At 70.9% G+C, this 23,986-nt stretch carries 21 protein-coding genes; 16 read left to right on the top strand and 5 right to left on the bottom strand.

Features of this window, described 5'->3' with window-relative positions; translation table 11 throughout:
• The first annotated feature begins 19 nt into the window (after window positions 1-19).
• Window positions 20-904, top strand: coding sequence for a hypothetical protein (locus ACFVBH_RS37390; protein WP_379009164.1), 885 nt, complete (start codon window positions 20-22; stop codon window positions 902-904).
• A gap of 29 nt (window positions 905-933) precedes the next feature.
• Here the strand turns inward: ACFVBH_RS37390 and ACFVBH_RS37385 are convergent, their stop codons facing one another.
• The 5 genes from ACFVBH_RS37385 to ACFVBH_RS37365 form a co-directional block, all read right to left on the bottom strand.
• Window positions 934-2,091 (bottom strand): glycosyltransferase family 2 protein, encoded by a 1,158-nt coding sequence (locus ACFVBH_RS37385; RefSeq protein ID WP_379009923.1) that lies wholly within the window; start codon window positions 2,089-2,091, stop codon window positions 934-936.
• Window positions 2,091-2,780: a DUF3153 domain-containing protein gene (locus ACFVBH_RS37380; protein WP_354987309.1), complete on the bottom strand. Its 690-nt coding sequence runs from the start codon at window positions 2,778-2,780 to the stop codon at window positions 2,091-2,093. Before ACFVBH_RS37380 ends, ACFVBH_RS37385 begins: the two co-directional genes overlap by 1 nt.
• A 102-nt stretch (window positions 2,781-2,882) precedes the next feature.
• Window positions 2,883-3,674 (bottom strand): carotenoid biosynthesis protein, encoded by a 792-nt coding sequence (locus ACFVBH_RS37375; protein WP_379009915.1) that lies wholly within the window; start codon window positions 3,672-3,674, stop codon window positions 2,883-2,885.
• A 253-nt stretch (window positions 3,675-3,927) separates the two neighbouring features.
• A complete protein-coding gene (locus ACFVBH_RS37370) occupies window positions 3,928-5,502 on the bottom strand; it encodes a phytoene desaturase family protein (protein WP_379009161.1) in 1,575 nt (524 codons plus the stop codon).
• Window positions 5,499-6,110, bottom strand: a complete 612-nt coding sequence (locus tag ACFVBH_RS37365; RefSeq protein WP_354987296.1) for an N-acetyltransferase — start codon at window positions 6,108-6,110, stop codon at window positions 5,499-5,501. The genes ACFVBH_RS37370 and ACFVBH_RS37365 overlap by 4 nt, the downstream gene beginning before the upstream one ends.
• 384 nt (window positions 6,111-6,494) lie before the next feature.
• On the opposite strand from ACFVBH_RS37365, the gene ACFVBH_RS37360 reads away from it, so the two are divergent.
• From ACFVBH_RS37360 to ftsZ, 15 genes are all read left to right on the top strand, one after another.
• Window positions 6,495-6,935: an SAV_6107 family HEPN domain-containing protein gene (locus ACFVBH_RS37360; RefSeq protein ID WP_354987295.1), complete on the top strand. Its 441-nt coding sequence runs from the start codon at window positions 6,495-6,497 to the stop codon at window positions 6,933-6,935.
• A 124-nt stretch (window positions 6,936-7,059) separates the two neighbouring features.
• Entirely contained in the window at window positions 7,060-7,485 is a 426-nt protein-coding gene (locus tag ACFVBH_RS37355) for a DUF3040 domain-containing protein (RefSeq protein ID WP_354987294.1), read from the top strand.
• Between the two features lie 439 nt (window positions 7,486-7,924).
• Window positions 7,925-8,356, top strand: a complete 432-nt coding sequence (gene mraZ, locus ACFVBH_RS37350; RefSeq protein ID WP_354987293.1) for a division/cell wall cluster transcriptional repressor MraZ — start codon at window positions 7,925-7,927, stop codon at window positions 8,354-8,356.
• Window positions 8,357-8,606: 250 nt separating this feature from the next.
• Window positions 8,607-9,593 (top strand): 16S rRNA (cytosine(1402)-N(4))-methyltransferase RsmH, encoded by a 987-nt coding sequence (gene rsmH, locus ACFVBH_RS37345; RefSeq protein ID WP_354987292.1) that lies wholly within the window; start codon window positions 8,607-8,609, stop codon window positions 9,591-9,593.
• Between the two features lie 103 nt (window positions 9,594-9,696).
• A complete protein-coding gene (locus ACFVBH_RS37340) occupies window positions 9,697-10,371 on the top strand; it encodes a hypothetical protein (protein ID WP_354987291.1) in 675 nt (224 codons plus the stop codon).
• Window positions 10,372-10,511: 140 nt separating this feature from the next.
• Window positions 10,512-12,311 carry a penicillin-binding protein 2 gene (locus ACFVBH_RS37335; RefSeq protein ID WP_354987290.1) on the top strand — a complete coding sequence of 600 codons (1,800 nt, stop codon included), beginning with the start codon at window positions 10,512-10,514 and terminating at the stop codon, window positions 12,309-12,311.
• A gap of 229 nt (window positions 12,312-12,540) precedes the next feature.
• The gene (locus ACFVBH_RS37330; RefSeq protein ID WP_379009152.1) at window positions 12,541-14,163 is read left to right on the top strand and encodes a UDP-N-acetylmuramoyl-L-alanyl-D-glutamate--2,6-diaminopimelate ligase; all 1,623 of its coding nucleotides are present in this window, start codon (window positions 12,541-12,543) and stop codon (window positions 14,161-14,163) included.
• Window positions 14,160-15,674 carry a UDP-N-acetylmuramoyl-tripeptide--D-alanyl-D-alanine ligase gene (murF, locus tag ACFVBH_RS37325; protein WP_379009150.1) on the top strand — a complete coding sequence of 505 codons (1,515 nt, stop codon included), beginning with the start codon at window positions 14,160-14,162 and terminating at the stop codon, window positions 15,672-15,674. Before ACFVBH_RS37330 ends, murF begins: the two co-directional genes overlap by 4 nt.
• Window positions 15,671-16,747 carry a phospho-N-acetylmuramoyl-pentapeptide-transferase gene (gene mraY / locus ACFVBH_RS37320; protein WP_354987287.1) on the top strand — a complete coding sequence of 359 codons (1,077 nt, stop codon included), beginning with the start codon at window positions 15,671-15,673 and terminating at the stop codon, window positions 16,745-16,747. The genes murF and mraY overlap by 4 nt, the downstream gene beginning before the upstream one ends.
• Before the next feature lie 64 nt (window positions 16,748-16,811).
• Complete coding sequence (gene murD / locus ACFVBH_RS37315) at window positions 16,812-18,254, top strand: UDP-N-acetylmuramoyl-L-alanine--D-glutamate ligase (RefSeq protein ID WP_354987307.1); 1,443 nt, start codon at window positions 16,812-16,814, stop codon at window positions 18,252-18,254.
• Complete coding sequence (gene ftsW, locus ACFVBH_RS37310; protein WP_379009146.1) at window positions 18,251-19,807, top strand: putative lipid II flippase FtsW; 1,557 nt, start codon at window positions 18,251-18,253, stop codon at window positions 19,805-19,807. The genes murD and ftsW overlap by 4 nt, the downstream gene beginning before the upstream one ends.
• Window positions 19,804-19,932 carry a hypothetical protein gene (locus ACFVBH_RS37305; protein ID WP_354987285.1) on the top strand — a complete coding sequence of 43 codons (129 nt, stop codon included), beginning with the start codon at window positions 19,804-19,806 and terminating at the stop codon, window positions 19,930-19,932. The genes ftsW and ACFVBH_RS37305 overlap by 4 nt, the downstream gene beginning before the upstream one ends.
• Window positions 19,933-19,987: 55 nt before the next feature.
• The gene (gene murC, locus ACFVBH_RS37300; RefSeq protein ID WP_354987306.1) at window positions 19,988-21,487 is read left to right on the top strand and encodes a UDP-N-acetylmuramate--L-alanine ligase; all 1,500 of its coding nucleotides are present in this window, start codon (window positions 19,988-19,990) and stop codon (window positions 21,485-21,487) included.
• Window positions 21,488-21,493: 6 nt separating this feature from the next.
• A complete protein-coding gene (locus tag ACFVBH_RS37295) occupies window positions 21,494-22,339 on the top strand; it encodes an FtsQ-type POTRA domain-containing protein (RefSeq protein WP_354987284.1) in 846 nt (281 codons plus the stop codon).
• A 324-nt stretch (window positions 22,340-22,663) separates the two neighbouring features.
• Entirely contained in the window at window positions 22,664-23,932 is a 1,269-nt protein-coding gene (gene ftsZ, locus ACFVBH_RS37290) for a cell division protein FtsZ (RefSeq protein WP_354987283.1), read from the top strand.
• The last annotated feature ends 54 nt before the right edge of the window (window positions 23,933-23,986 follow it).

Below are 23,986 nucleotides of genomic sequence, written 5' to 3'. Positions count from 1 at the left end.
GCGACGTTGAGGAGCCATCATGTCCGTGCTGCCGCACCTCGTACGTGTCGCAGGCGTGCTGAGCGCCTGTGCGCTGCTCACCGCCGCCGGTCCGGCGGTAGCGGATCCCCTGGATCCCACCGCACCGGAGATTCGCAACTCTCCGGCTACCAGCTTGGGTCAGGGTTCGGCGGCCGATTCCGGCACCGCTGCGGGGAACGGAGTCGCCGCCGCCCTGGCCCAGGGCGTCGCCGCCGCGATGGCGAACGGCCTCGGCCCGCGGGAGACCGCGGCCGCCGCGGCGGCCCTGGCGGGCGCGACCGACACCGCCACCCTCGCGGGTGCGACCGACGCCGCCGCGCCCACGGACTGGCTCGCCGCCTACGGCGAGACCGTGAAGGGCCTGCAGCAGTTGGGCATTCAGCCCTTCCTGTACCCCACGGCCGCGCCCTACTGCCTGACCGGCACCACCCTGGGCCTGGCCCCGGCCGTCGCGGGCGCCATCCCCGGCCCCTGGCCGAAACAGGCCATCGCCGTTCCTGGACTGGATCTCTCGGCCGTCAAGACCGGCCAGACCATGTACGCGTTCGTCCCCTACGGGGTGAACGCGGACGGCGCCGACACCTCCGGCATGCAGGTGGTATGGCTGAACCTCGACACCGGGCGCAGCGGCTTCGCGCCCATGGGCACGCTCGCGCAGGTCGTCAACGGCATGATCCCCGAACAGGTTCCGCTCGAACTGCGCCCGATGGTGGAGCAGGCGGTCGCCCAGTTCTTCGCGGGCGCGCTCCCGCGCGGCGGGGTGCGGGCGGTCCCGGTGAACACCGGCTCGGGCACGGTGCTGGCCGCCATGTTCGGCGTGGTGCGCAACGGCGAGAACTCGTGCTTCTTCTTCCCGACGGTGGGCCTGACCCCGGTGCCGTAGTCCCGGGGGCGGACGCGCGTCGCCGAGGTTCAGTGCGCGTCGCCGAGGGCGCGGCCCTTCCAGGACAGCCGCCCGCGCGAGTGCGCGAGGTGTGAACGCGCGGACAGGCCCAGATAGGCCGCCGCCGAGATCGGATGTGCCAGCGCCGCAAGGGCATCCGCACGGGTCGGCGGCCCGCCGGTCTCGGTGGATCTGGCGAGCAGGCGGCCGGTGACGGCCGCGGCGTAGCCGAGCAGGCCCACGCGGCGGACTCGGCCCCGGCCCAGGAGCGCGGCCAGCGGCGGGCCCCAGTAGGCGAGTGCGGTGTACAGCCCGATCGCGGCGCTGCCCGCGGCCCCGCCGTAGGCCGACCACAGCCAGCGCGTATACCCGGCGTCGAGTTCGCGTGCGCCCCGGTACATCCGGGTCCGCGCCACCTGCCCGCCCGCCACGAGTTCGGTGCGTGTTCCGGCCCGCCGCAGCACCCGCGCGAGCGCGAGATCCTCGGTGATCCGGTCGGCCACCGCGGCGTGGCCGCCGATGCCCGCGTAGGCCGCGGCGTCGAAGACCAGGAACTGCCCGCAGGCCACGGCGGTGCTCGGCCGCAGGCTCCGATTGCCCAGCGGCAGCGGCAGGGTCGCGGCCCAGGACCAGGCCAGCAGCGGCTGCACCAGGCGCTCCAGCGCCGATCCGGCCTCCTGCCGGGGCCAGGCGCACACCAGACCCGCACGCCCGCGCCGCAATTCGGTGACCGCCGCCGCCAGCGCGCCGGGGGTCAGCCGCACGTCGGCGTCCAGGAAGATCAGGATCCCGAAGTCCTGTCCGGCCAGTTCGGCCAGCCGCGCGCAGGCGGCGTTCTTGCCGGTCCAGCCGGGCGGCGGCGCGATATCGGTGCGCACCACCGTGAATCGTTCGTCGTCACCGATCGCCGCCAGCGCGGCCGCCTCGGTGCCGTCGGCGGAGGCGTCGTCCAGGATCAGCACGCCCAGATCCGAGATACCGCGCTGCGCACGCAGATCCGCGATGAGCCGCGGCAGCCGGTCCGCCTCGTCCCGGGCGGGGACGCAGACGGTGACCACCTCGTCCACGGGCGCGGGAGCGGTGCGCAACTGCCGCACGGTGATTCGATTGAGCAGCGTGGTCGCCGCCCCGAACAGGGCGAGGGCAGTCCCGGCCCGCACCGCGAACTCGCCGGTGCGGGACACGATCACACCCGGTGTTCGTGGTCGGGGCGCACCCAGCGCATCGCGCGCACGAACGCCGGCGGATCGGGGTTCCGGTTCATGTACGCCAGCACCGCGACCATGGCCGCCACCGCGAGGGTGACGCCGCCGACGATGCCCGCCCAGCCCGCGAAGGAGCGGGTGTTGGGGTCGGCGTAGCCGACTTCGGCGCGCAGCTGGTTCACCTCACCGGCGGAGAGCTTCCAGACCACCTTCGAATCGCCCTCGCGGGTGCCGTTGGTGGTGGCGACGCGGGCCGGGAAGGCCACGGTGAACTGCACGTCCGAGCCGTGCGGCGGCAGGCTCTTCAGGTCCACCCGGCCGGTCAGGGTGACCAGATCGCCGACCCGGGTGAACTGCAGGTTGAACATGCCCTGCGTCTGATCCGAGAGCGCGCCGAGCTGGGACACCTCACCGAAGGTGAGATCGTCGAAGTACACCTGCGAGCCGACGTAGCCGTCCTGGCTGTACGGGTCGACGCGGACCTTGCCGGACAGCGCGTCGGGGGCGACCAGCTGCGGTCCCTTGTCCTTGTCGTTCTGCGGGACGGCCGCGGCCACGATGCGCCCGGACACCCGGTCGTTGGACGAGACGCCCATGGACGCCTGCACGCGCAGGCAGCCGGTCAGCGCGAAGGCCAGCGTGGCCAGCAGCAGGGCGGCCGATATTCGCAGCCACCGGCGGGATCGCCGCCGGGGAGCCGAGGCTCGCGGGGCTGCCGCGAGTTCGGGTTCGAGCGTGTCGTCTGCTGTGGAGATGATCGGACTCGGCACGGCTCACATCGTGCCATGGTCCAGGGGCCGCAGTGTGATTCGACGGGCCAGCAGCCCGCGAACGAGTGGAATCCCGAGCACCGCCATACCGGCGAGTCCGTAGCCGGCGGACACCGGCAGACCCAGGAAAACGGCGTGGGCCAGCGCCGACCCCAGCCAGGTCCACCCGAACACCGCGACCGGGACGACGAGTGCGGCCCGGCTGTCCGGCGCTGTCCGATCCCACAGCTGCAGCAGCCCGGCCATCACCAGCCCGACCGCGAACCAGCCCAGGTAGTTCGTGAACGGAATCGCCCCGAGTCCGGGCAGCCCCGGGAAATCCGAGCACCACGTCCACTGCCCGTCGGCCACCATCTGCGGATCCAGGAACAGGTCCCAGCCCACCGCGCCGAGCGCGGTCAGCGGAATCCGCACCCGGCCCGCCGGATTCAGCAGCCCCGCTACGACCCACACCGGATACACCCCGCCGGTCCAGGCCAGCGGCACCACCAGCGGCACCCCCGCGACCTCGGGTCCGAGCCGCCCGCTCGCGTACTCGTAGCACCCGAACGGGATCCCCGTCGCGATCCCCGCGATCTCCGCGACCAGCCCGGCCCCCGACACGATCACCAGCAGTCCCGCCGCCCACCGCACCCCGCGCGTCAACCCCGCGTGCACCAGCGCCGTCCCCGCCGACAACAGCACGACCGCGACCGTGACCCGGTCCCGGGCGACCCCGTGCACCAGCGGGTACGAGATCTGCACGAGGACCAGCAGGACCGCGGGCGTGATCGCCACCCACGTCGCCCGGTCCACCGCGAGCACCCCTGTCGGCGCCGCGCTCCGGCTCAACACGTCGTGCTCCGGCCGCCGGCCGCCGCACCCGGCGCGCGGGGGGCAGGCGGGTGCGTGGCCGGTCGGCGGCGAGCACGTCCCGAGTCATCGGCGGTGCCGATGCCGTCGTCGAGCCGACGCTTCGCGGGGGTGGTTGCGGAGCGGGCCGGGGGCCGTCCGGCCAGGGCGCACGCCGGGTGCGGAGTGGTGCGGAAGCGGGGTAGGGCGGCGTCTGTCATCGGCGGGGTAGGCGAAGCCGGAGGCGGGGGCGGCGCAGGTCGCGGTGGACCAGGGCCGCGGCGCTGCGGCCGCTGGCGCCGGAGACGCCGCCGCCGGGGTGCGTGGAGGCGCCGGTCAGGTAGAGGCCGGGGGCGCCGGGGACGCGGTGGCCGGAGAGTTCGGGCAGGGGGCGCCACAGGAACATCTGGTCCAGGGACATCTCCACGTGCATCACGTTGCCGCCGAGCAGGCCCATCTCGCGTTCGAGGTCGACCGGGGTCTGCACGTGGCGCTGGAGCACGGAATCGGCGAAACCCGGTGCGTAGGTGTCTACTTCGGCGATGATGCGGTCGCCCTCGCGGTCGGCGTGATCGCTCCAGGAACTGCCGTCGGCCAGCGCGTACGGGTGCCACTGCGCCCACAGCGACAGTTGATGCTCGCCCGCGGGCGCGATACTCGGATCGAGGGCGCTGAAACTCATGGCGAGCACCGCCGGGCGCGGGGGCAGCTCCCCGGCCAGGGCCGCCCCGTGCGCGGTGCGCAGCTGCGCGCGGTCGGTGACGAGCAGCTGCAGCCCGTGCGCGGATTCGGCCGTCTCGGCCCCCGCGTACCGGGGCAGCGCCGAGGCGGCGGCCCGGACCACCATGCCGATGCCGGGCCCGACGCGGATGCGCCGCCGCCAGTCCGTCAGCGTCTCGGCGTCGAAACCGCCCTGCTCCAGCAGGTTCAGCGTGGTGAGGATGTGGCTGCCCGCGATCACGGTGTCCGCGTGCACTTCTCGCCCGCTCGCGGTGCGCACCAGCCAGCCGCTGCCCGCTCGGGTCAGCGCGACGGCGGCGTCGCCGGGGGAGACCACCCCGCCGTCGGCGCGCAGCCGTGCCACCAGCGCCGCGCTGAGCGCGCCGCTGCCGCCGACCGCGCGCCCGGGCGGCAGGGTGTGCATGAGCGCGGCGAACCCGACCATGGGCGCGGACCCGGGCTCGGACATGGGCGGTCCGGACTGGGCGCCCCACCAGGCAAGCGCCGCCCGGAGCCGCTCGTCGTCGAAAAGGCTGTCCAGCAGGGCGTCTCCGCTCTGCAGGAACTCGCGGGAGAGCGCGCTGCCGCCGCCCCGGGCGTCAAGCCCCCAGAACGAGCGCAACAGCCGCCCGGGCGTGGGCGCGCCGCCGAACGAGCGCATGACGCGCGCGGTGCGCGGCCCCCACACCCGTACGAATTCCCGGTACGCCGCCGCGTCGCGCGCACCGCAGGCGGCCGCGATGGACGCGCAGGTGGCTTCGACATCGCGGTGGAACACCAGCGGCGGCGCGTCCGAGCCGGGTGGCGCCGGCGCGAAAGCCCAAGGGTCGCAGTCGATGTACCGCAGCCCGAAGCGTTCGAGTTCGAGCTCCTCGATGATCCCGGTGTGCCGGATCATGATGTGCGCGGACGACCCGCGATCGACCAGGTGCCCGGGGAACCGCTCGACCGTGGACACCGCGCCGCCCAGCACCGTGTCGCGTTCGAGCACCTCCACCGCGTGCCCGTCGCGCGCCAGGTAGCAGGCCGCGACCAGCGCGTTGTGGCCCGAGCCGATGATCACCACGCTCACAGCGGCAGCTGCCGCCCGAGCACGGCGAACTGCCGGGTGTCCCCGGCGAAGATGAAGCGCCGCACCACATCGCCGAAACCCTGCCGCCGATACAGCTTCCAGGCCCGGTTGGCCTCGTGATCCACCTCCGGGGTGGACAGCAGCACGCTGCGTTCGGGCCGGTTCTGCAGCAGCCGGGTGAGCAGGATCTCCCCGATCCCGCGCCCCTGCGCGGCCGGGTGCACGTGCAGCTCGGTGAGTTCGAAGTAGTCCGCGAGCAGTTCCCGCGCCGCGTGCTCGGGCCAGCCCGTGCGGCGCATACCGCTGTACACCTGCTGGTGCCACCACTGGTGCGGCGCACCGTGATACCCGTACGCGATGGCCACGATGGGCGCGGTGCGCAGGTCGAGCCGCCCGTCGTCGTCGGGCAGCACCGCGGCCACGGACTGCCAGCCGGGCCGGGTGGTGTGCTCGGTCCACATCGGCGCGCGCTGATGCTCGGTGCCGCGCGGATAGTCCATCGCCGCGACGTACACCGCGAGGGCGTCGTGCAGCCGGGCGCGCAGGGTCGCCGCCGACAGATCGACGACGACGGGTGCGGGCGTGGTGTTGGGGGTGACGGCGGTCATCGGGCAGGCGCGGCTCTCGTTGGCGACGGTGGGATTCGGCGAGGGACGGTGACTTCGCGGGGGTGACGGTGGGTTTCGGCGAGGCGGGCAGTGCCTCGGCGGGGGCGGCGGCGGGATTCGGCGAGGCGGAGCGACTCGGCGAGGGGAAGGCTCGGGGTTCGGCGGGGCGGGCGGTGACACGGACGGGTTCGACGATAGTGCCGATCGCGCGGCGTCCGCGATTCCATACCCTCTCGCGGGGTCGATTTCCGGAACTTGTCGGTGGGTGTCTCTATATTCAGTCACAATTGAAACCTTCGAATACCTGTTCGATCTTCGTGGTGGCTCATCTGCTTCGGAAGAGGTACCCGGCGAGGCGGGGTATTGCGAGTGGGGAGGTGCCCGATGTCCGGTACAACTGAACGCCCGCGTCATCCCGGCCGTGCCGGTGAGCTGCTCCGGCGGGCCGACGGCCTGCTCATGGAAGCCGCGGGTGAACACGATCCGACCGAACGGTTCCGCACCGCCTACCTGGCCGCGCTGCGCGGCGCGGGCGCGGTGCTCGCGCTGACGGGCGCCGATCGCGCGCCGCGGGCCCGTTCCCGCAACGCGTGGGTGCTCATGCAGAAGGCCGCGCCCGAGTTCGTCATGTGGGCCGACTACTTCACGGGTCAGTCCGAGACGCGCGCGGCGCTCGAGGCCGGTCTGCCGCGTGAGGTGGACGATTCGCGGGCCGATGAGTTCGCTTCGCGGGTAGGCGCATTCCTGCACGACGTGGAAGATCTGCTAGCTTCTACGTCTCGTTTGCGTCCCAGTACGGGATGGGTTGCGGGAATGCTGGCCTGAGTTCCGGCGAGTAGGTGGTAGCTCGCTGATCGAACTCGTATTATTGGGGCAGACAGCCGCCAACGCCGGCTATCTGTCGCTTACCCGGAGGCGACCGCCACCACCTAGTGCCGGGGGAGGTACCGTGCCACTCTCCGAGCACGAGCAGCGCATGCTCGAACAAATCGAGAGCGCGCTCTATGCTGAGGACCCCAAGTTCGCCTCGACGGTTCGGGGTGGACGCCTACGTTCCGCTACCGGCCGACGCAGACTCCAATCGGCGGCTTTGTTCGTCCTCGGTCTGTTCTTACTCGTGGCAGGCATAGCCGCGCCCGTGAAGCTGGGCGACTTCCCGATCATCAGCTTGATCGGCTTCATTGTCATGTTCGGCGCGGGAGTGCTGTTGCTGACCGGTGGCCCTGGGATGAACTCCCAGGGTGCGCGCGGCGACGAGCAGCACCCCGCGGCCGGGCCCGGTCCCGGCGGCGGCCGCGGCCGGCCGCGCAAGCAGGGCGGATTCTCGTCACGAATGGAGGACCGGTTCCGTCGCCGGTTCGAACAGGACAACTGAGCGATCCGCTCCGTTGTCATCGGAGCGGATCGATTCGCTGTAACTGAAGCAAGTGCGACACGCCGTGGCGCCACACCGATTTGAGGTGTGGCGTCACGGCGTTTCTCGTGAGTTGTGCATGGCGTGTCGGACTGCCGCCGAGATTCCCCACCTCCACCCACCGGGTGTCCCCACCGCGCCCCACCCACGTCGGAAATGGGCGCTATCTGCGGGTTTGCTGGCTGTTGTCGGGTCGCGGCCGAGGCGTGCCGCGCGTGTCGGGGGAACAGGGGCGAAAGTTCCCCACCCGCGTGATAGCTGGTGTGACCTGCGAAGTTCGCCAAGCGGGGACCGAGATCACCGCCGCTTTCGATTGAAAGTGGGGGAAAGTGGGGTAATGTGGAGCGCGCACTACAGGAGGCCAACAGTCGAGAGGTGATCCGGTAGGAGGTGGCGGGATTTGTTTCTCGGTACCTATACCCCTCGACTGGACGATAAAGGGCGACTCACGTTGCCTGCGAAGTTCCGTGACGAGCTGGCGGGAGGGTTGATGGTCACGAAGGGACAGGACCACAGCCTTGCCGTATATCCGAAGGACGAGTTCACCGCGCTTGCGCGGCGAGCCGCGGCCGCGTCGCGGAGCAATCCGCAGGCCCGGGCGTTCGTCCGAAACCTGGCAGCCTCCACCGATGAACAGCGCCCGGACGCTCAGGGCCGGATCGTTCTGTCGGCCGAGCACCGCCGCTACGCCAGTCTGACCAAGGATTGCGTGGTGATCGGCTCGGTCGACTTTCTCGAAATTTGGGACAAGGCGGCGTGGGAGTCCTACCTCGCCGAACACGAGGAGGATTACTCGCAGGCTGGAGACGAGTCGCTGGGCGGGATCTTCTAGCCCACAGCGAGGCGAGTGCCCTGCGGCCTCTGCCCGACGCGGACCCTGACGTACTTCCCCAACGCCAGGTGCCGGGTTCGGTCAGAGACCACGGGGCATTGGTCACCGACACTGAAGCTTTCGGTGCCAACCGAGCCGCATCTCAGTGCGACTGAATGATTCACAACTGGGTAGTTCAGTGCAGTCCGAATCGCGAGCGACCCATACGTGGCCGTGCGACGAATGTGAGGCAGGATCCGGGAGGTCGAAGGTGCACCGAGACAGTGACGGTCCCCGCCATGTTCCGGTTCTCCTCGATCGCGCCGACGAAATCCTCGGTCCCGCATTGGAATCGGGCGGTCCCGGCGCGGTGTACGTCGACTGCACGCTCGGCCTCGGCGGCCACGCCGAACACTTCCTGCGCACCTACCCGGACATCCGGCTGGTCGGTCTCGATCGCGATACCAACGCCCTGAAGCTGGCGGGCGAGCGGCTCAGCCCGTTCCAGGACCGAATCACCCTGGTGCACACCAGATACGACGGCATCGCCGACGCGCTCGACGAGGCGGGCCTGTCCCCGCGCGGGTCGGTGCACGCGATCCTCATGGACCTGGGCGTGTCCTCCATGCAGCTGGACGAGGCGGACCGCGGTTTCGCCTACTCCATCGACGCACCCCTGGACATGCGGATGGACCCGACCACCGGGCCCACCGCCGCCGATGTGCTCAACACCTACTCCCACGGTGATCTGGCGCGGGTCCTGAAGGTGTACGGCGAGGAGCGATTCGCCGGCAAGATCGCCTCCGAGGTCCTGCGCCGCCGCCAGCGCACCCCCTTCACCACCAGCGCCGCGCTGGTCGAACTGCTCTACGACACCATCCCCGCCGCCACCCGCCGCACCGGCGGTCACCCCGCCAAGCGCACCTTCCAGGCGCTGCGGGTGGAGGTCAATCGCGAACTCGAATCCCTCGAACTGGCCGTGCCCGCGGCGCTGGACGCGCTGGCGCCGGGCGGCCGGATCGTCATCATGAGCTACCAGTCGCTCGAGGACCGGGTGGTGAAGGCGGCGCTGACCAAGCGGTCGGTCTCGCGTACGCCCCTGGACCTGCCCTATGAACTGCCAGGTATGGGACCGGAATTCAAGATTCTGACCCGGGGCGCGGAGAAGGCCACCGAGCAGGAGATCGAGCAGAACCCGCGTGCCACCCCGGTGCGCATGCGGGCCGCGGAACGAATCGCAGGGGAGGCAGGGCAATGAGGCGGGAGCGGAGCGTCACCACGCGGGGGCAGATTCGAATGCGGCGGCGAACCGGGCATTACTGGAGGTGGCACGCCGGCCCGGCGTGGAACGGGGCCGGGCTATGACGATCAGGACGCAGTCCGCAGGCCGGGGGGCCCGGCGGGCGCAGGCGGCGGAGCAGGTGAAATCGGGTGCGGCACAGCGCGCCTACGCGCGCCGGCGCAGTCGCGCCCGGGCCGAGCTGCCGCAGCTGCTGCGCCGGACCGGCGGGCCCGCCCCGCGCGGCCGGATGTCCTTCGTGGCCAGCATCATCGCGCTGCTGGGCTGCGGTCTGGCTCTGACGCTGCTGCTCACCACCCGCGCCACCGAGGGCAGCTATCAGCTCGGCGACGCGCGCCGGGTGAACGAGCAGCTCTCCGACGAGCGGGCGGCGCTGCAGCGCGAGGTCGAGGCCGCCGATTCCGCACCCGAGCTGGCGGCGCGCGCCGCGCAGCTGGGCATGATCCCGGCCAAGGATCCCGCGCGCCTGCTGATCGGCCCGAACGGTGAGGTGACGGTGGTCGGCGATCCGGTTCCCGCACAGGGCAATCCGGCCGCCCCGCTGAACACGACGCCGCCCGTGGCCGCGGCCCAGCCGCCGCGTTCGGTGTCGGCTCCCGGCGCCGGTGAGCGCCTGGTGCCGGTGACCACCACCGCCAAACCACCGACGACAGCGCCCGCTCCGGCGCAGGCCCCGCAGCTTCCGGGCGCTCAGGTCCCGTCGCTGCAGGCCGCGCCGAACGGCGCGCCTCGATGAGCCCTTCCCGCGCCGGTCGTGACGGCCGGAGCCGCTCGGACTCCCCGCGTGCGCGGTCGGCCGCCGCCCGGAACCGAACCGGCTCCGGCCGTGCCGGTTCCGGACCGGGCCGTCGTCCGCGTCCGCGCAACCCCTCGGTCATGGACACCTCCACCCGGTTCCGCTTCGGCGTCGGCAGGCTGGTCATGCTCATCGCGCTGCTGGTCTCGGCCATCCAATTGCTCTGGGTGCAGAGCTTTTCCGCGCCCGAGCTCTCGGCCGAGGCCGCCAGCCAGCGCACGGTGAAACTGCCCGATCCGGCGACCCGCGGTCCCATCACCGATCGCTACGGGCATTCGCTGGCCTTCACGATCGCGGCCAAGGCGCTCACCTTCCAGCCGGTGCGGGTGCGCAAGGACCTGGCCGACGCGCACGCCAAGGATTCGACCAAGCCCGATCCGGACGACCGGATGAAGGCGATCGCGAAGTACATCCACGAGAAGCTCGGCATCGCCGCCCCGGAGAAGGACATGCTGGCGCTGCTGCAGAGCGATGAGCCCTGGACCTACCTGGTGCGCAACGTCGATCCGCGCATCGCCGCCGACATCAGCCTGAAGTTCCCCGAGGTCGGCACCGAGCGGCAGGACATGCGCGAGTACCCGGGTGGGTCGCTGGCCGCCAACGTGATCGGCGCGACCGGCTGGGACGGGCACGGGCAGATCGGCCTCGAGTCCGCGATGGACGCCATCCTGGCGGGGTCGGACGGTTCGATGACCTACGACCGCGGCTCGGACGGCGCGGTCATCCCGGGTTCGTGGCGTGATCAGCAGCCCGCGGTGAACGGCTACGGCGTGGAACTGACCCTGGATCAGGATCTGCAGTACTACGTGCAGCAGCAGGTGCAGCAGGCCAAGGAGAACTCCGGCGCGCAGGCGGCCTCGGCGGTGGTGCTGGACGCGCACACCGGTCAGGTGCTGGCCATGGCGAACGACAACACCTTCAATCCCGCACTGGGGTCCAAGTATTGGTCCACCTCGGACCTGGGCAACCCGACCGTGCAGGAGGTGTACGAGCCCGGCTCGGTCAACAAGATCGTGACCGCGGCCGCCGCCATCGAATACGGCCTGACCACCCCCGACGAGGTGCACCAGGTGCCCGGCAGCATCTTCACCGGCGGCGTCACCGTGCACGACGCGTGGGATCACGGCGTCGCGCCCTACACGACCACCGGCATCTTCGGTAAGTCCTCGAACGTGGGCACGCTGATGCTGGCCCAGCGCGTCGGCGAGGACCGCTATTTCGATCTGCTCAAGAAGTTCGGCCTGGGCCAGCGCACGGGGGTCGGCCTGCCCGGCGAGAGCGCGGGCGTGGTGCCCGCGCGCGATCAGTGGTCCGGCTCGACCTTCGCGAACCTGCCCATCGGACAGGGTCTTTCGATGACGACGCTGCAGATGGCGGCCATGTACCAGGCCATCGCCAACGACGGGGTGCGGATTCCGCCGCGCATCGTCAAGGCGCGTATCGCCCCGAACGGCGAGCGCATCGAAGAGGAGCAGCCCGAGAGCGTCAAGGTGGTGAGCCCGGAGACCGCCGCGACACTGCGCCGCATGTTCCAGTCGGTGGTGCAGCGCGATCCGCGCGGAGTGCAGACCGGTACCGGCGGCCCGGCGGCCATCGAGGGCTATCAGGTGGCGGGCAAGACCGGCACCGCGCAGCAGATCGATCAGAAGTGCCGCTGCTATTCCACGGACCGCTACTGGATCACCTTCGCGGGGATGGCTCCGGCCGACAATCCGCGCTACGTGATCGGCATGATGCTGGACGCGCCGGTGCGCAGCTCCGACGGCAGCGGCGGCGGTTCGGTCGCGCCGCTGTTCCACAGCATCGCCTCGTGGGCGTTGCAGCGCGATCGCGTCCCCCCGTCGCCACCGGTCGAACCGCTGGTTCTGCAGGCGAGTTAGCGCGGAAATCGATGGGCGGCACGTTCGGCACGGTCGGTGTGCGCGGCGGTGGGTGACCGAACTCCGCCGTGCCGATCGCCCGGTGATCCAACACAGGTAACCTGACACGTCGATCCGGATGAATGCGGAGGCTCGCAGTCGAGTCTCGATGCCGGATTTCTAACCAATGACCAGAGTCCCGGAGAGGAGCTTCGTGCCCGCGCAATCGGATCCGCGTCGCGGAGATTCGATGGAGCCGCGCAGCGGAAGTTCGATTCCGCCGCAGGTGCTTCGGCCCAGCACGCCCCCCGTCACCTCCTTACGGGCGGTGGCGGAACTGACGGGCGCGCGCCCGGCGGGTGCGGCCGAGGTGCCGGCGCAGGTGGGGGTCACCGGTATCGAGCAGCGGTCGAACGCGGTGCTGCCGGGTGATCTGTTCGCCGGTCTGGCCGGTGCGCACGCGCACGGCGCGCGTTTCGCCCGGGCGGCGGTGGAACAGGGCGCGGTCGCGATCCTCACCGATCCGGCCGGAGCCGAGCTCATCGGCGAGATCGACGTGCCGGTGCTGGTGCACGACGCGCCCCGGTCGATTCTCGGCGAGTTGTCCTCGGCCCTGTACGGGGACCCGTCCCGCACCCTGCGCATCGTCGGTATCACCGGCACCTCCGGTAAGACGACCACGTCGTACCTGGTGGAGGCGGGCCTGGCGGCCGCCGGTCTGCGTACCGCGCTCATCGGCACGATCGAGACCCGCATCGGCGGGGATCGGGTGCCCTCGGCGCTGACCACCCCCGAGGCCCCGCAGCTGCACGCGATGTTCGCGGTCATGGTCGAGCGCGGGGTACAGGCGGTGGTCATGGAGGTCTCGAGCCACGCGCTGGCGCTGGGCCGGGTGGACGGGGTGGAGTTCGCGGTCGGCGCGTTCACCAACCTGTCCCAGGATCACCTGGATTTCCACGCCGGCTTCGAGGATTACTTCGCCGCCAAGCGCCGGCTGTTCGTGCCGGACGGATCGGCGGTGGTGCCCGCGGCTCGATCGGTGGTCTGTATCGATGACGAGTGGGGCGTGCGGCTGGCCGGCGACATCGCCGTGGCCGCCGCCGCGACCGGTGATCGGGAGCTGATCACCGTGGCCACCCGGCCCGGCGTGCCCGCCGACTGGGTCGCGAGCGCGGCCCGGCCCGGCGCGGCCGGGACCCAGGAGTTCGCCGCGTCCGGTCCGGGCGCGAACATGGATGTGCGCCTGCGGCTTCCGGGCGCGTACAACATCGCCAACGGCCTGCTCGCGCTGGCCGTGTGCACCGCGGCGGGCGCCGATCCGGCGACCGCGGCGCGTGCGCTGGGTGAGGTGGATGTGCCCGGGCGCATGCAGCGGGTGGATCGCGGTCAGGGGTTCCTGGCCGTGGTCGACTACGCGCACAAGCCCGCGGCCATCGAATCGGTGGTGGCGACGCTGCGCGCGTTGCTCGCCGAGCAGGGCGGTGGACGGCTCGCGGTGGTGGTCGGCGCGGGCGGTGATCGCGATGCCGGCAAGCGCCCCCTCATGGGCGCGGCCGGGGCGCGCGGCGCCGATCTGCTCATCATCACCGACGACAATCCCCGCGGTGAGGATCCGGCGGTCATTCGCGCCGCGGTCCGTGACGGAGCCGAGGCGGTTCCGGCGGCAGAACGCGGGCAGGTCCGGGAAGTCGGGGACCGGGCCGACGCGATCACCGCCGTCGTCGACTGGGCGAGTGCGGGCGATGTGGTGCTGATCGCGGGCAAGGGACATGAGACAGGGCAGGAGATTTCGGGAGTGAAGTATCCGTTCGACGACCGTGAGGTGCTCGCGGTGGCCTTGTCGCGAAAGACGAGGGATCTGACGCATTCATGATCGAGATGACTTTGCGGGAGATCGCGGACATCGTGGGCGGCACGCTGCACGATGTTCCCGACCCCGAAGCGAAGGTCACCGGAGCGGTCGAATTCGATTCGCGCGCAATTGGTTCCGGTGACCTGTTTCTGGCGCTGCCGGGTGAGCGCGCCGATGGCCACGATTTCGCGGCCAAGGCGGTGGCCCAGGGCGCGGTAGCGGTACTGGCGGCCCGGCCGGTGGGCGCGCCCGCGGTGGTGGTCGCGCCGCGACCGCACGCGAGCCGCGCGATCGCGCTGGCGCACGACGCCGACGGCTCGGGCGCCGCGGTGCTCGAGGCACTGGGCAAGCTGGCCCGCGCGAGCGTGGACCGTCTGGTGGCGGCCGGCGGCCTGACCGTGGTCGGGGTGACCGGTTCCTCCGGCAAGACCTCCACCAAGGATCTGCTGGCGGCCGTGCTGGCCCCGCTGGGCGCCGTGGTGGCCCCGCCCGGGTCGTTCAACAACGAACTCGGGCACCCCTGGACGGCCCTGCGCGCCGACGCGAGCACCCGCTTCCTGGTGCTCGAGCTGTCCGCGCGCGGCCCCGGGCACATCAGGCACCTGACCGAGATCGCCCCGCCCAACGCCGGCGTGGTGCTGAACATCGGCACCGCGCACCTGGGCGAGTTCGGCAGCCAGGAGGTGATCGCGCAGACCAAAGGCGAACTGGTGGAAGCGCTTCCGTCCTCCGGTCTGGCCGTGCTCAATCTCGATGACCACCTCGTCGCAAAGATGGCCACCCGGACCGCTGCGCGCGTGGTCACCGTCGGCCTGAACTCGAACGCCGACATCCGCGCCACCGACGTGCACATGGACGATCGGGCCCGGGCGCGCTTCACCCTGCACGCCGGGGGCGGATCGATTCCGATCGAGCTCGCGGTGCACGGGGAACACCAGGTCGGCAACGCGCTCTCCGCGGCCGCCGTGGCCTTGGATCAGGGCGCGGATCTGGCGACCGTGGCCGCCGCGCTCGCCGGTGCGAACGCCGCCTCGGTGCGGCGCATGGACGTGCGCACCCGCGCCGACGGCGTCACCGTCATCAACGACTCCTACAACGCCAATCCCGACTCGGTGCGGGCCGCGCTCAAGGCGCTGGTCACCATGTCCCGTGCGGGCGGCGCCGACGGGCAGGGCCGCGAGATCGGACGCCGTCGCAGCTGGGCCGTGCTCGGCGAAATGGGTGAGCTGGGCGATGATTCGGTCATCGAACACGATCGCATCGGCCGCCTGGTGGTGCGCCTGGACGTGGACCGGCTCATCGTGGTCGGCACCGGCCGCCCCTCGCACGGCATGCATCAGGGCGCGGTCATGGAAGGGTCGTGGGGCGAGGAGTCGGTGCTGGTGCCCGACCTCGACGCCGCGATCGCACTGTTGGACGATGAGCTCGAGGCAGGCGATGTGGTGCTGGTGAAGGCGTCCAAGTCCGTGGGGCTCTGGACGGTGGCCGAACACCTGCTGGCCGCCCCCGCCGGTCGGGAGGCCGTGCAGTGACCCAGATTCTGTTGTCGGCGGCCATCGCCCTCGGCGTCTCCATCCTGCTGACCCCGGTCGTCATCCGCTATTTCGCGAAACAGGGCTTCGGCCAGGAGATCCGGGTCGACGGCCCGGAGAGCCACAAGGCCAAGCGCGGCACCCCCACCATGGGCGGCGTGGCCATCATCGTCGGCATGTGGGCCGGTTACCTGGGCTCGCACCTGATTTCGATGAGCTACGGCGAACCCGGCCCCTCGGCCTCGGGTCTGCTGGTGATGGGCCTGGCCACGGCGCTCGGCCTGGTCGGCTTCCTGGACGATCTGATCAAGCTGCGCAAGCAGCGCAACCTCGGGCTCACCGCGGCCGGCAAGTACATCGGCCAGCTGACCTCGGCGGTCGTGTTCGGCGTGCTGGCGCTGCAGTTCAAGGGCGCCAACGGTTTGACCCCGGCCAGCAGGCACCTGTCCTACACCCGCGACATCACCACGGTGTCGATGAGCGTGGTCGTGTTCCTGTTCTTCGTGGCCCTGGTCGTGGTCGCCTGGTCCAACGCGGTCAACCTGACCGACGGCCTGGACGGGCTGGCGGCGGGTTCGATGTCGCTGGTGCTGGGCGCGTACATGATCATCACCTTCTGGCAGTGGCGCAACGCGTGCTCCACCCATCCGGAGGCGGGCTGCTACAACGTGCGCGATCCGCTGGATCTGGCGCTGGTCTGCGCCGCGGGCGGCGCGGCCTGTATCGGCTTCCTGTGGTGGAACGCCGCGCCCGCCAAGATCTTCATGGGCGACACCGGTTCCCTCGCGCTGGGTGGTCTGCTGGCGGGCCTGTCCGTCACCACCCGCACCGAGCTGCTGATGATCGTGATCGGCGCGCTGTTCGTGGCCGAGGCGGCCTCGGTCATCCTGCAGGTGGCGGTGTTCCGCACCACGCGTAACCGACTGTTCAAGATGGCTCCGTTCCATCACCACTTCGAGTTGAGCGGCTGGGCCGAAACGACGGTGATCATACGGTTCTGGTTGTTGGCCGGCATCGCGTCGGCCGTCGGCCTTGGCCTGTTCTACAGCGATTACCTTTCTGCGGTCGGGTGAACTGATGGTTGAGCATTCACAGCATTCCCAGCACAATCCCCGGGTCCTGCGTTCGCCCGGGCCCATGCTCGAATTTCTGCGCGGCCGTGACGTTCTCGTCGCCGGGTGGGGGGTGTCCGGGCGCTCGCTGGTCGAGCCGCTGCAGGACATCGGCGCCCGCCCGGTGGTGACCGACGGCGGCGGCAAGGCGCTGGCCGAGGCGGCCGAGCTCGGCCTGGAGACCGCGACGCCCGCGGATCTGCTCGAACCCGATGCGCTGCAACGCTTCGCGCTGGTGATCACCAGCCCGGGCTGGCGGCCCGATTCCCCGGTGCTGGTTTCCGCTGTCACCGAGGGCATTCCGGTCTGGGGCGACGTCGAGTTCGCGTGGTGGGTCGATCAGGCCCGCATCTACGGCCCGGTGCGCAAATGGCTGGTGATCACCGGCACCAACGGCAAGACCACCACCACCCAGATGACGCACTCGATCCTGCGCTCGGCGGGCATTCCCAGTGTGGCGTGCGGCAATATCGGCCTGCCCATCCTGGACGCGCTGCGGCGCAGCCCGGGTCCGCAGGTGCTCGCGGTGGAACTGTCCTCGTTCCAACTGCATTGGGCGCCCTCGGTCCGGCCCGAGGCCGGCGTGGTGCTCAATGTGGCCGAGGATCACCTGGATTGGCACGGCGGCCTGGACGCGTACGCCGCGGCCAAGGCGCGCGCGCTGACCGGGCGCGTGGGCGTGGTCGGCCTCGACGATCAGGTCGCCGCGGCGCTGGCCCGAAAGTCCAAGGCGCGCCGCACCGTCGGCTTCCGCATCGGCGTTCCGGCCGACGGCGAGCTCGGCGTGGTGGACGGCAAGCTGCTCGATCGCGCCTTCACCAAGGCCGCGATCCTGGCCGAGACCGCGGACATCAGCCCGCAGGGCCCGGCCGGCATCGCCGACGCGCTCGCCGCGGCCGCGCTCACCCGAAGCATCGACGTGGCCCCGCAGTTCGTGAAGGAGGGCCTGCAGGAGCACAAGGTGGGCCCGCACCGCGCGGCCTTCGTGCGCGAGTTGTGCGGCGTGGAATTCGTGGACGATTCCAAGGCCACCAATCCGCACGCCGCGCGCTCCTCGATCCTGGCGCACCAGTCGGTGATCTGGGTCGCGGGCGGTCAGCTCAAGGGCGCGGGCGTAGAGGATCTGGTGGAAGAGGTGCGCGAGCACCTCGTGGCCGCCGTGGTTTTCGGCGTCGACGCGCCCGTGATCGCGGCCGCGCTGGCGCGACACGCGCCGGATGTCCCGGTTGTGGAGCTGAATTCGGGGGACGATGCAGGAATGGGTGACGCCTTCACCGAAATCGAGCCCGAAGCGGTGATGGCTCGTGCGGTCCGGGTGGCCGCCGGTTACGCCACCCGCGGCGACGTCGTGCTGCTGGCTCCGGCCGCGGCTTCACTGGATATGTTCGCCGACTACACCCATCGCGGACGGAGTTTCGCCGCCGCGGTGCAGGCCCTGGACGAGAAGGACATCGGGAGAACGGAATGACGGCGTCGCGGCGGACGGGTGACAAGCCGCTGCCGCGTGCCGACAAGCCGGCCCCGGCCCGGCGGACCAGGACCGCCTGGTTCGCCGCCTGGCTGGCCCGCCCGCTCGCCTCGTTCCACCTGGTGGTCACGATCGCCCTGCTGCTGACCGTGCTCGGTCTGGTCATGGTGCTCTCGGCCTCCAGCGTGGAGTCCTATGCCGTTGGCAAATCGGCGTATTCGCTGTTCATCCAGCAGGCGGTGCTGGCGGCGTTCGGCGCGGTGCTGTTCTACATCGCGCTGCGAATTCCCATGCGGCTCATGCGTCAGCTGTCGTTCCCGGTGTTCGCGCTCTCGGTGGTGCTGCTGGTGCTGGTGCTGATTCCGGGCATCGGCACCGAGGTGCAGGGTTCGCGGCGCTGGTTCGACCTCGGCGTGGTCTCGGTGCAGCCCTCGGAGATCGCCAAGGTGACGCTGGTGGTGTGGGGTTCGCATCTGCTGGCCTCGCGCCAGACCGAAAAGGCCGGGTACAAGGACATTCTCATGCCCCTGGTGCCCGCCGGTCTGCTGGTGTGCTTCCTGGTGGTGCTCGAACCCAACCTGTCCACCACGATCGCGCTGGGCATCGTGCTGTCCTCGCTGCTGTGGTTCGGCGGGCTGCCGCTGCGCATGTTCGTCACCATCGCGGTCTCGGGCGCGGTGGCCGCGGGCATCCTGGCGCTGTCGGCGGGCTACCGCTCGGATCGCATGCGCGCGTTCTTCAATCCCGGCGACGACCCCCAGGGCATCGGCTATCAGGCCCGCCAGGCGCTGTATTCGCTGGCGGACGGCGGGATCTGGGGTCGCGGGCTGGGGCAGTCGCGCGCCAAGTGGAGCTATCTGCCCAACGCGCACAACGACTTCATCTTCGCGATCATCGGCGAGGAGCTCGGCTTCCTCGGATGTGCGCTGGTGCTCGGGCTTTTCGCGCTCTTCGTCTACACCGGCCTGCGGATCGCGACGCGCTCGATGGATCCGTTCCTGCGCCTGCTGGCGGCCTCGGCGACCACCTGGATCACCGGGCAGGCGCTGATCAACGTCGGCTACGTGGTCGGCCTGCTGCCGGTGACCGGGCTGCAGCTGCCGCTGGTGTCCGCGGGCGGCTCCTCGCTCGCCATCACGCTGTTCATGTTCGGCATCATCGCCAACGCCGCCCGGCACGAGCCCGAGGCGGTGGCGGCGCTGCACGCCGGGCAGGACGGCCGGGTCAGCCGGATGCTGCGGCTGCCGATCCCCGAAATGTATTCCCCCGCACGGGCGCAGGCCGCCCGGGCGCGGGCCAAGGCCAAGGCCGGCAAACCCAGGCCCAAACCCAAGTCCGGCGCGAAGCCCAAGGGCGGCATGAAGGCCGCGCCCGCGCGCCGCGCCCTGCCGCCCAGCGGCCGGGGCCGGGCCGCGGACCCCAGAGCGAACCGCGCGGTGGACTCGGATTCGGCCCGCCGCAGCAGCCGCTCCACCGAATCGTGGCGCAGCACCCGGGCCTGGGAGCCCAGCTATCCCATGAAACACGCGAGAGAACGGGGAGATTCGAGGTGAGTGCGCAGCACGCGCTCTCGGCGGGTGCGGCCGCGGACGGCACCACGCGGCCGATGATCCGGGCCGGCGGTGGCACAATCGTCGCGGGAGCGCGGATCGTGGTGGAGGTGGCAGGTCGTGGCTGAGGTAGCGGGTAGCGGACAGGGTGTGGACGCCGGACAGGGCGCGGGCACAGCGGGTATGACACGGGCGAGTGACCTACCCGAGCTGCTGCAGCGGGTGCACATGATCGGGATCGGCGGTGCGGGCATGTCCGGCATCGCCCGGATCCTGCTCTCGCGCGGCGGCGCGGTCTCGGGGTCGGACGCCAAGGAGAGCCGGGGCGTGCTGGCGCTGCGGGCGCGCGGTGCGCAGGTGCGCATCGGGCACGACGCCGGTGCGCTGGATCTGCTGCCCGGCGGTCCGTCGGCGGTGGTGACCACCTTCGCGGCCATTCCCAAGACCAATCCCGAACTGGTGGAGGCGCATCGGCGCGGGGTGCCGGTGCTGCTGCGCCCGGCGGTGCTGGCCGCGCTGATGCAGGGCCACAAGACCCTGCTGGTGTCGGGCACGCACGGCAAGACCTCGACGACCTCCATGCTGGTGGTGGCGCTGCAGCACTGCGGCGCGGATCCGTCCTTCGCGGTCGGCGGGGAACTGAACGAATCGGGCACCAACGCCCATCACGGCACCGGCGGCATCTTCGTGGCCGAGGCCGACGAGAGCGACGGCTCGCTGCTGCAGTACGCCCCCGATGTGGCGGTGGTGACCAATATCGAATCCGATCACCTGGACTACTTCGGCACCGATGAGGCCTACACCCAGGTCTTCGACGATTTCGTGGATCGCCTGGAACCGGGCGGCCGGCTGGTGGTGTGCCTGGACGATCCGGGTTCGCTGGGGCTGGCGCGGCGCTCGGTGGTCCGCCTGGCGGACGATCCGCGCGGCATCGAGATCATCGGTTACGGTTCGGCCGATCCGAGCGAGACGGCGGATCCGGACGTACCGGTCGGTGCGCGACTGCTGTCGTTCGAACCCCGGGACGTCGGCGGCGTCGCGGTGTTCCAGCTCGCCCACGAGACCACCCCGCGCACGCTGCGGCTGTCGGTGCCGGGCAGGCATATGGCGCTCAACGCCCTGGGCGCGCTGCTGGCCGCCCTGGCCGCGGGCGCGGACATCGCCGAGATCATCCAGGGCCTGGAGGGTTTCGGCGGGGTGCACCGGCGTTTCCAGCTGACCGGCCGCGAGCACGGCGTGCGCGTCTTCGACGATTACGCGCATCATCCGACCGAGGTGCGCGCGGTGCTCAGTGCCGCGGCCGAACTGGTGGCGCAGGAGGCCCGCGACGGCGCGCGCTCGCGCCCGGGCCGGGTCATCGTGGTCTTCCAGCCGCATTTGTACAGTCGGACCGCCACTTTCGCGACGGAGTTCGGCACCGCGCTCTCGCTCGCGGACGAGGTGGTCGTGCTCGATGTGTACGGTGCGCGCGAGGAGCCGCTGCCCGGGGTGAACGGCGCCCTGGTGGCGAACTCGGTCACCAAACCCGTGCACTACCAGCCCGATATGTCACGTGTCGGCAAGCAGGTGGCCGGCCTGGCCCGGCCCGGCGACGTCGTGATCACCATGGGCGCCGGCGATGTGACCATGCTGGGCGGGCAGATCCTCGACGGGCTGCGTGCCCGGCCGGCACACGGTCGGTGAGCGGGCGTGCACTCGGGCGGGGGAACGGACGACGATTCGGCGGCCCAGGACCGGGCCGGGGACGACGCGTACGACGAGGCGGACACCGCCGGGGAGTCGGCGGCCCGCCGGGCCCGGCTGCATCGCGGGCGTGAGGGCCGGACACGCGCGCGGCGCACCGGATCGTCCGGTCCGGCGCTGTCGGGGGCGTGGCGGTCGCGGCCGTTGCGCATCGGCGTCGCAGTGGGTTTCGTGCTGCTGCTCGCGCTCGGACTGACCGCCTGGTTCACCCCGGTGCTCTCGGTGCGCACCGTGCGGGTGGACGGACTCTCGGCGGTATCGGAAGCGGAAGTGCTTTCGGCCCTGGAGGTACCGGACGGTCGATCCATGATGCGGATCGACACCACCGTCATGGCCGAGCGGATCGCGAAGCTGCCCAAGGTCCGATCCGCCCGCGTCCAACGGGTTTTCCCGTCCAGCGTGCGGGTCACGGTGGTCGAACGCGTCGCCGTGCTGTACTTCGACGCCCCGGACGGCACCCACCTGCTCGACGGGGACGGCGTGGAGTTCGCGATCGAGCCGCCGCCGCCCGGCGCCCCGAAACTGGTGACCGCCACCGCGGGTGGCGCGGACCCGCTGACCCGGGCCGCGGTGGCCGTGGTGGCCGCGATGCCGGGGGATCTGCGACTGCAAACGGGAGAGGTTGTGGCCCGTTCGGTTTCGGATATTGCTCTGGAGTTGCGCGATGGGCGTACCGTGCTGTGGGGTGGGACGAGTGACGGACAGCGCAAGGCAGCGGTGGTCGGCCCCCTGCTCACCCAGCCCGGCAAGGTGTTCGATATTTCGAGTCCCAATCTGGTCACGGTAAAGTGAGCGATACCCCTTGGGCCGCCCGGTGTTTGACGCCGGACAGGCTCGGCCACAGCTCGCCCCCGGCGATCTCGGCACCGGAGGGCAACCGTCCACGATACGATGCGAAGTGGGTCGGACGAGGTGGATCAACCAAGATTCTGCTACTCGTTGCGGCGCGCCTGCGCACGTAATGCGCTGGCTGCGAATACCGTTTCGGCCCAGTCGGATACTTGACATAAGGCTCGAGCTATGGTTGAGGGTTTATCGTCCCGAAACTATCGGCCCGGCGTACGGCGAGCATCTGTTAGACGACAAGCTTTTTGGATCTAAGGAAGGCGAGAGCCCATGACGCCCCCGCACAACTACCTTGCGGTGATCAAGGTCGTCGGTATCGGCGGCGGCGGCGTGAATGCCGTCAACCGAATGATCGAACAGGGACTCAAGGGAGTCGAGTTCATCGCGGTCAACACCGACGCGCAGGCGCTGCTCATGAGCGACGCGGACGTCAAGCTCGACGTCGGCCGCGAGCTGACCCGAGGTCTGGGCGCCGGAGCCGATCCCGAGGTCGGCCGCAAGGCCGCCGAGGACCACAAGGACGAGATCGAAGAGGTGCTCAAGGGCGCCGACATGGTTTTCGTGACCGCGGGCGAGGGCGGCGGCACCGGCACCGGCGGCGCCCCCGTGGTGGCCCAGATCGCCCGCAAGCTCGGCGCGCTCACCATCGGTGTGGTCACCCGGCCCTTCTCCTTCGAGGGCAAGCGCCGCAGCAACCAGGCCGAAGCCGGCATCCAGGCGCTGCGCGAGTCCTGCGACACCCTCATCGTCATCCCCAACGACCGGCTGCTGCAGCTCGGCGACGCCGCCGTCAGCCTGATGGACGCCTTCCGCTCCGCGGACGAGGTGCTGCTCAACGGTGTTCAGGGCATCACCGACCTGATCACCACCCCGGGCCTGATCAACGTCGACTTCGCGGACGTCAAGTCCGTCATGTCCGGTGCGGGCAGCGCCCTGATGGGCATCGGCTCGGCGCGGGGGGAGGGCCGCTCGGTGAAAGCCGCCGAGGCGGCGATCAATTCACCCCTGCTCGAGGCGTCCATGGACGGCGCGCACGGCGTGCTGCTCTCGATCGCCGGCGGGTCGGACCTCGGCCTGTTCGAGATCAACGAGGCGGCCTCGCTGGTGCAGGAGGCCGCGCACATCGAAGCGAACATCATCTTCGGTACGGTCATCGACGATTCGCTCGGTGACGAGGTCCGGGTCACGGTGATCGCGGCGGGCTTCGACGGCAGCGGCCCGGCCCGGCGCATCGAACCCGCGGTGGGCCGCACCGGCACCACGACGTCCTCCTTCGGCCGCGCCAGCGCCGGGGAGGTGGCCGCGCCCCGGGCGAGCGAATACACCGCGCGCACACCCGAACCGCCCGCGCCCCGCCCCGAACCCGTTGTCGCCCCGGTCGCCCCGGCGCCGGCCCCGGTCTCCTCGCGCGGCCCGGCGCCGTCCTACGACGCGCCGCGACCGGCGATCGATCCCACGATCAACGCCAATCCTCGCGACCACATCCTGCCCTCGGACGACGACGACGTGGACGTTCCGTCGTTCATGCGCAGGCAGTGACACCCGGCCCGGATTCCGACTGTCCGGGCCGTACACGGCGTTCCCCGCAGCCCG

The sequence above is a fragment of the Nocardia sp. NPDC057668 genome (genome assembly GCF_042799795.1).
In the GTDB taxonomy this organism is placed as follows: Bacteria; Actinomycetota; Actinomycetes; order Mycobacteriales; family Mycobacteriaceae; genus Nocardia.
This window is presented reverse-complemented; position numbering and strand designations above follow the sequence as displayed.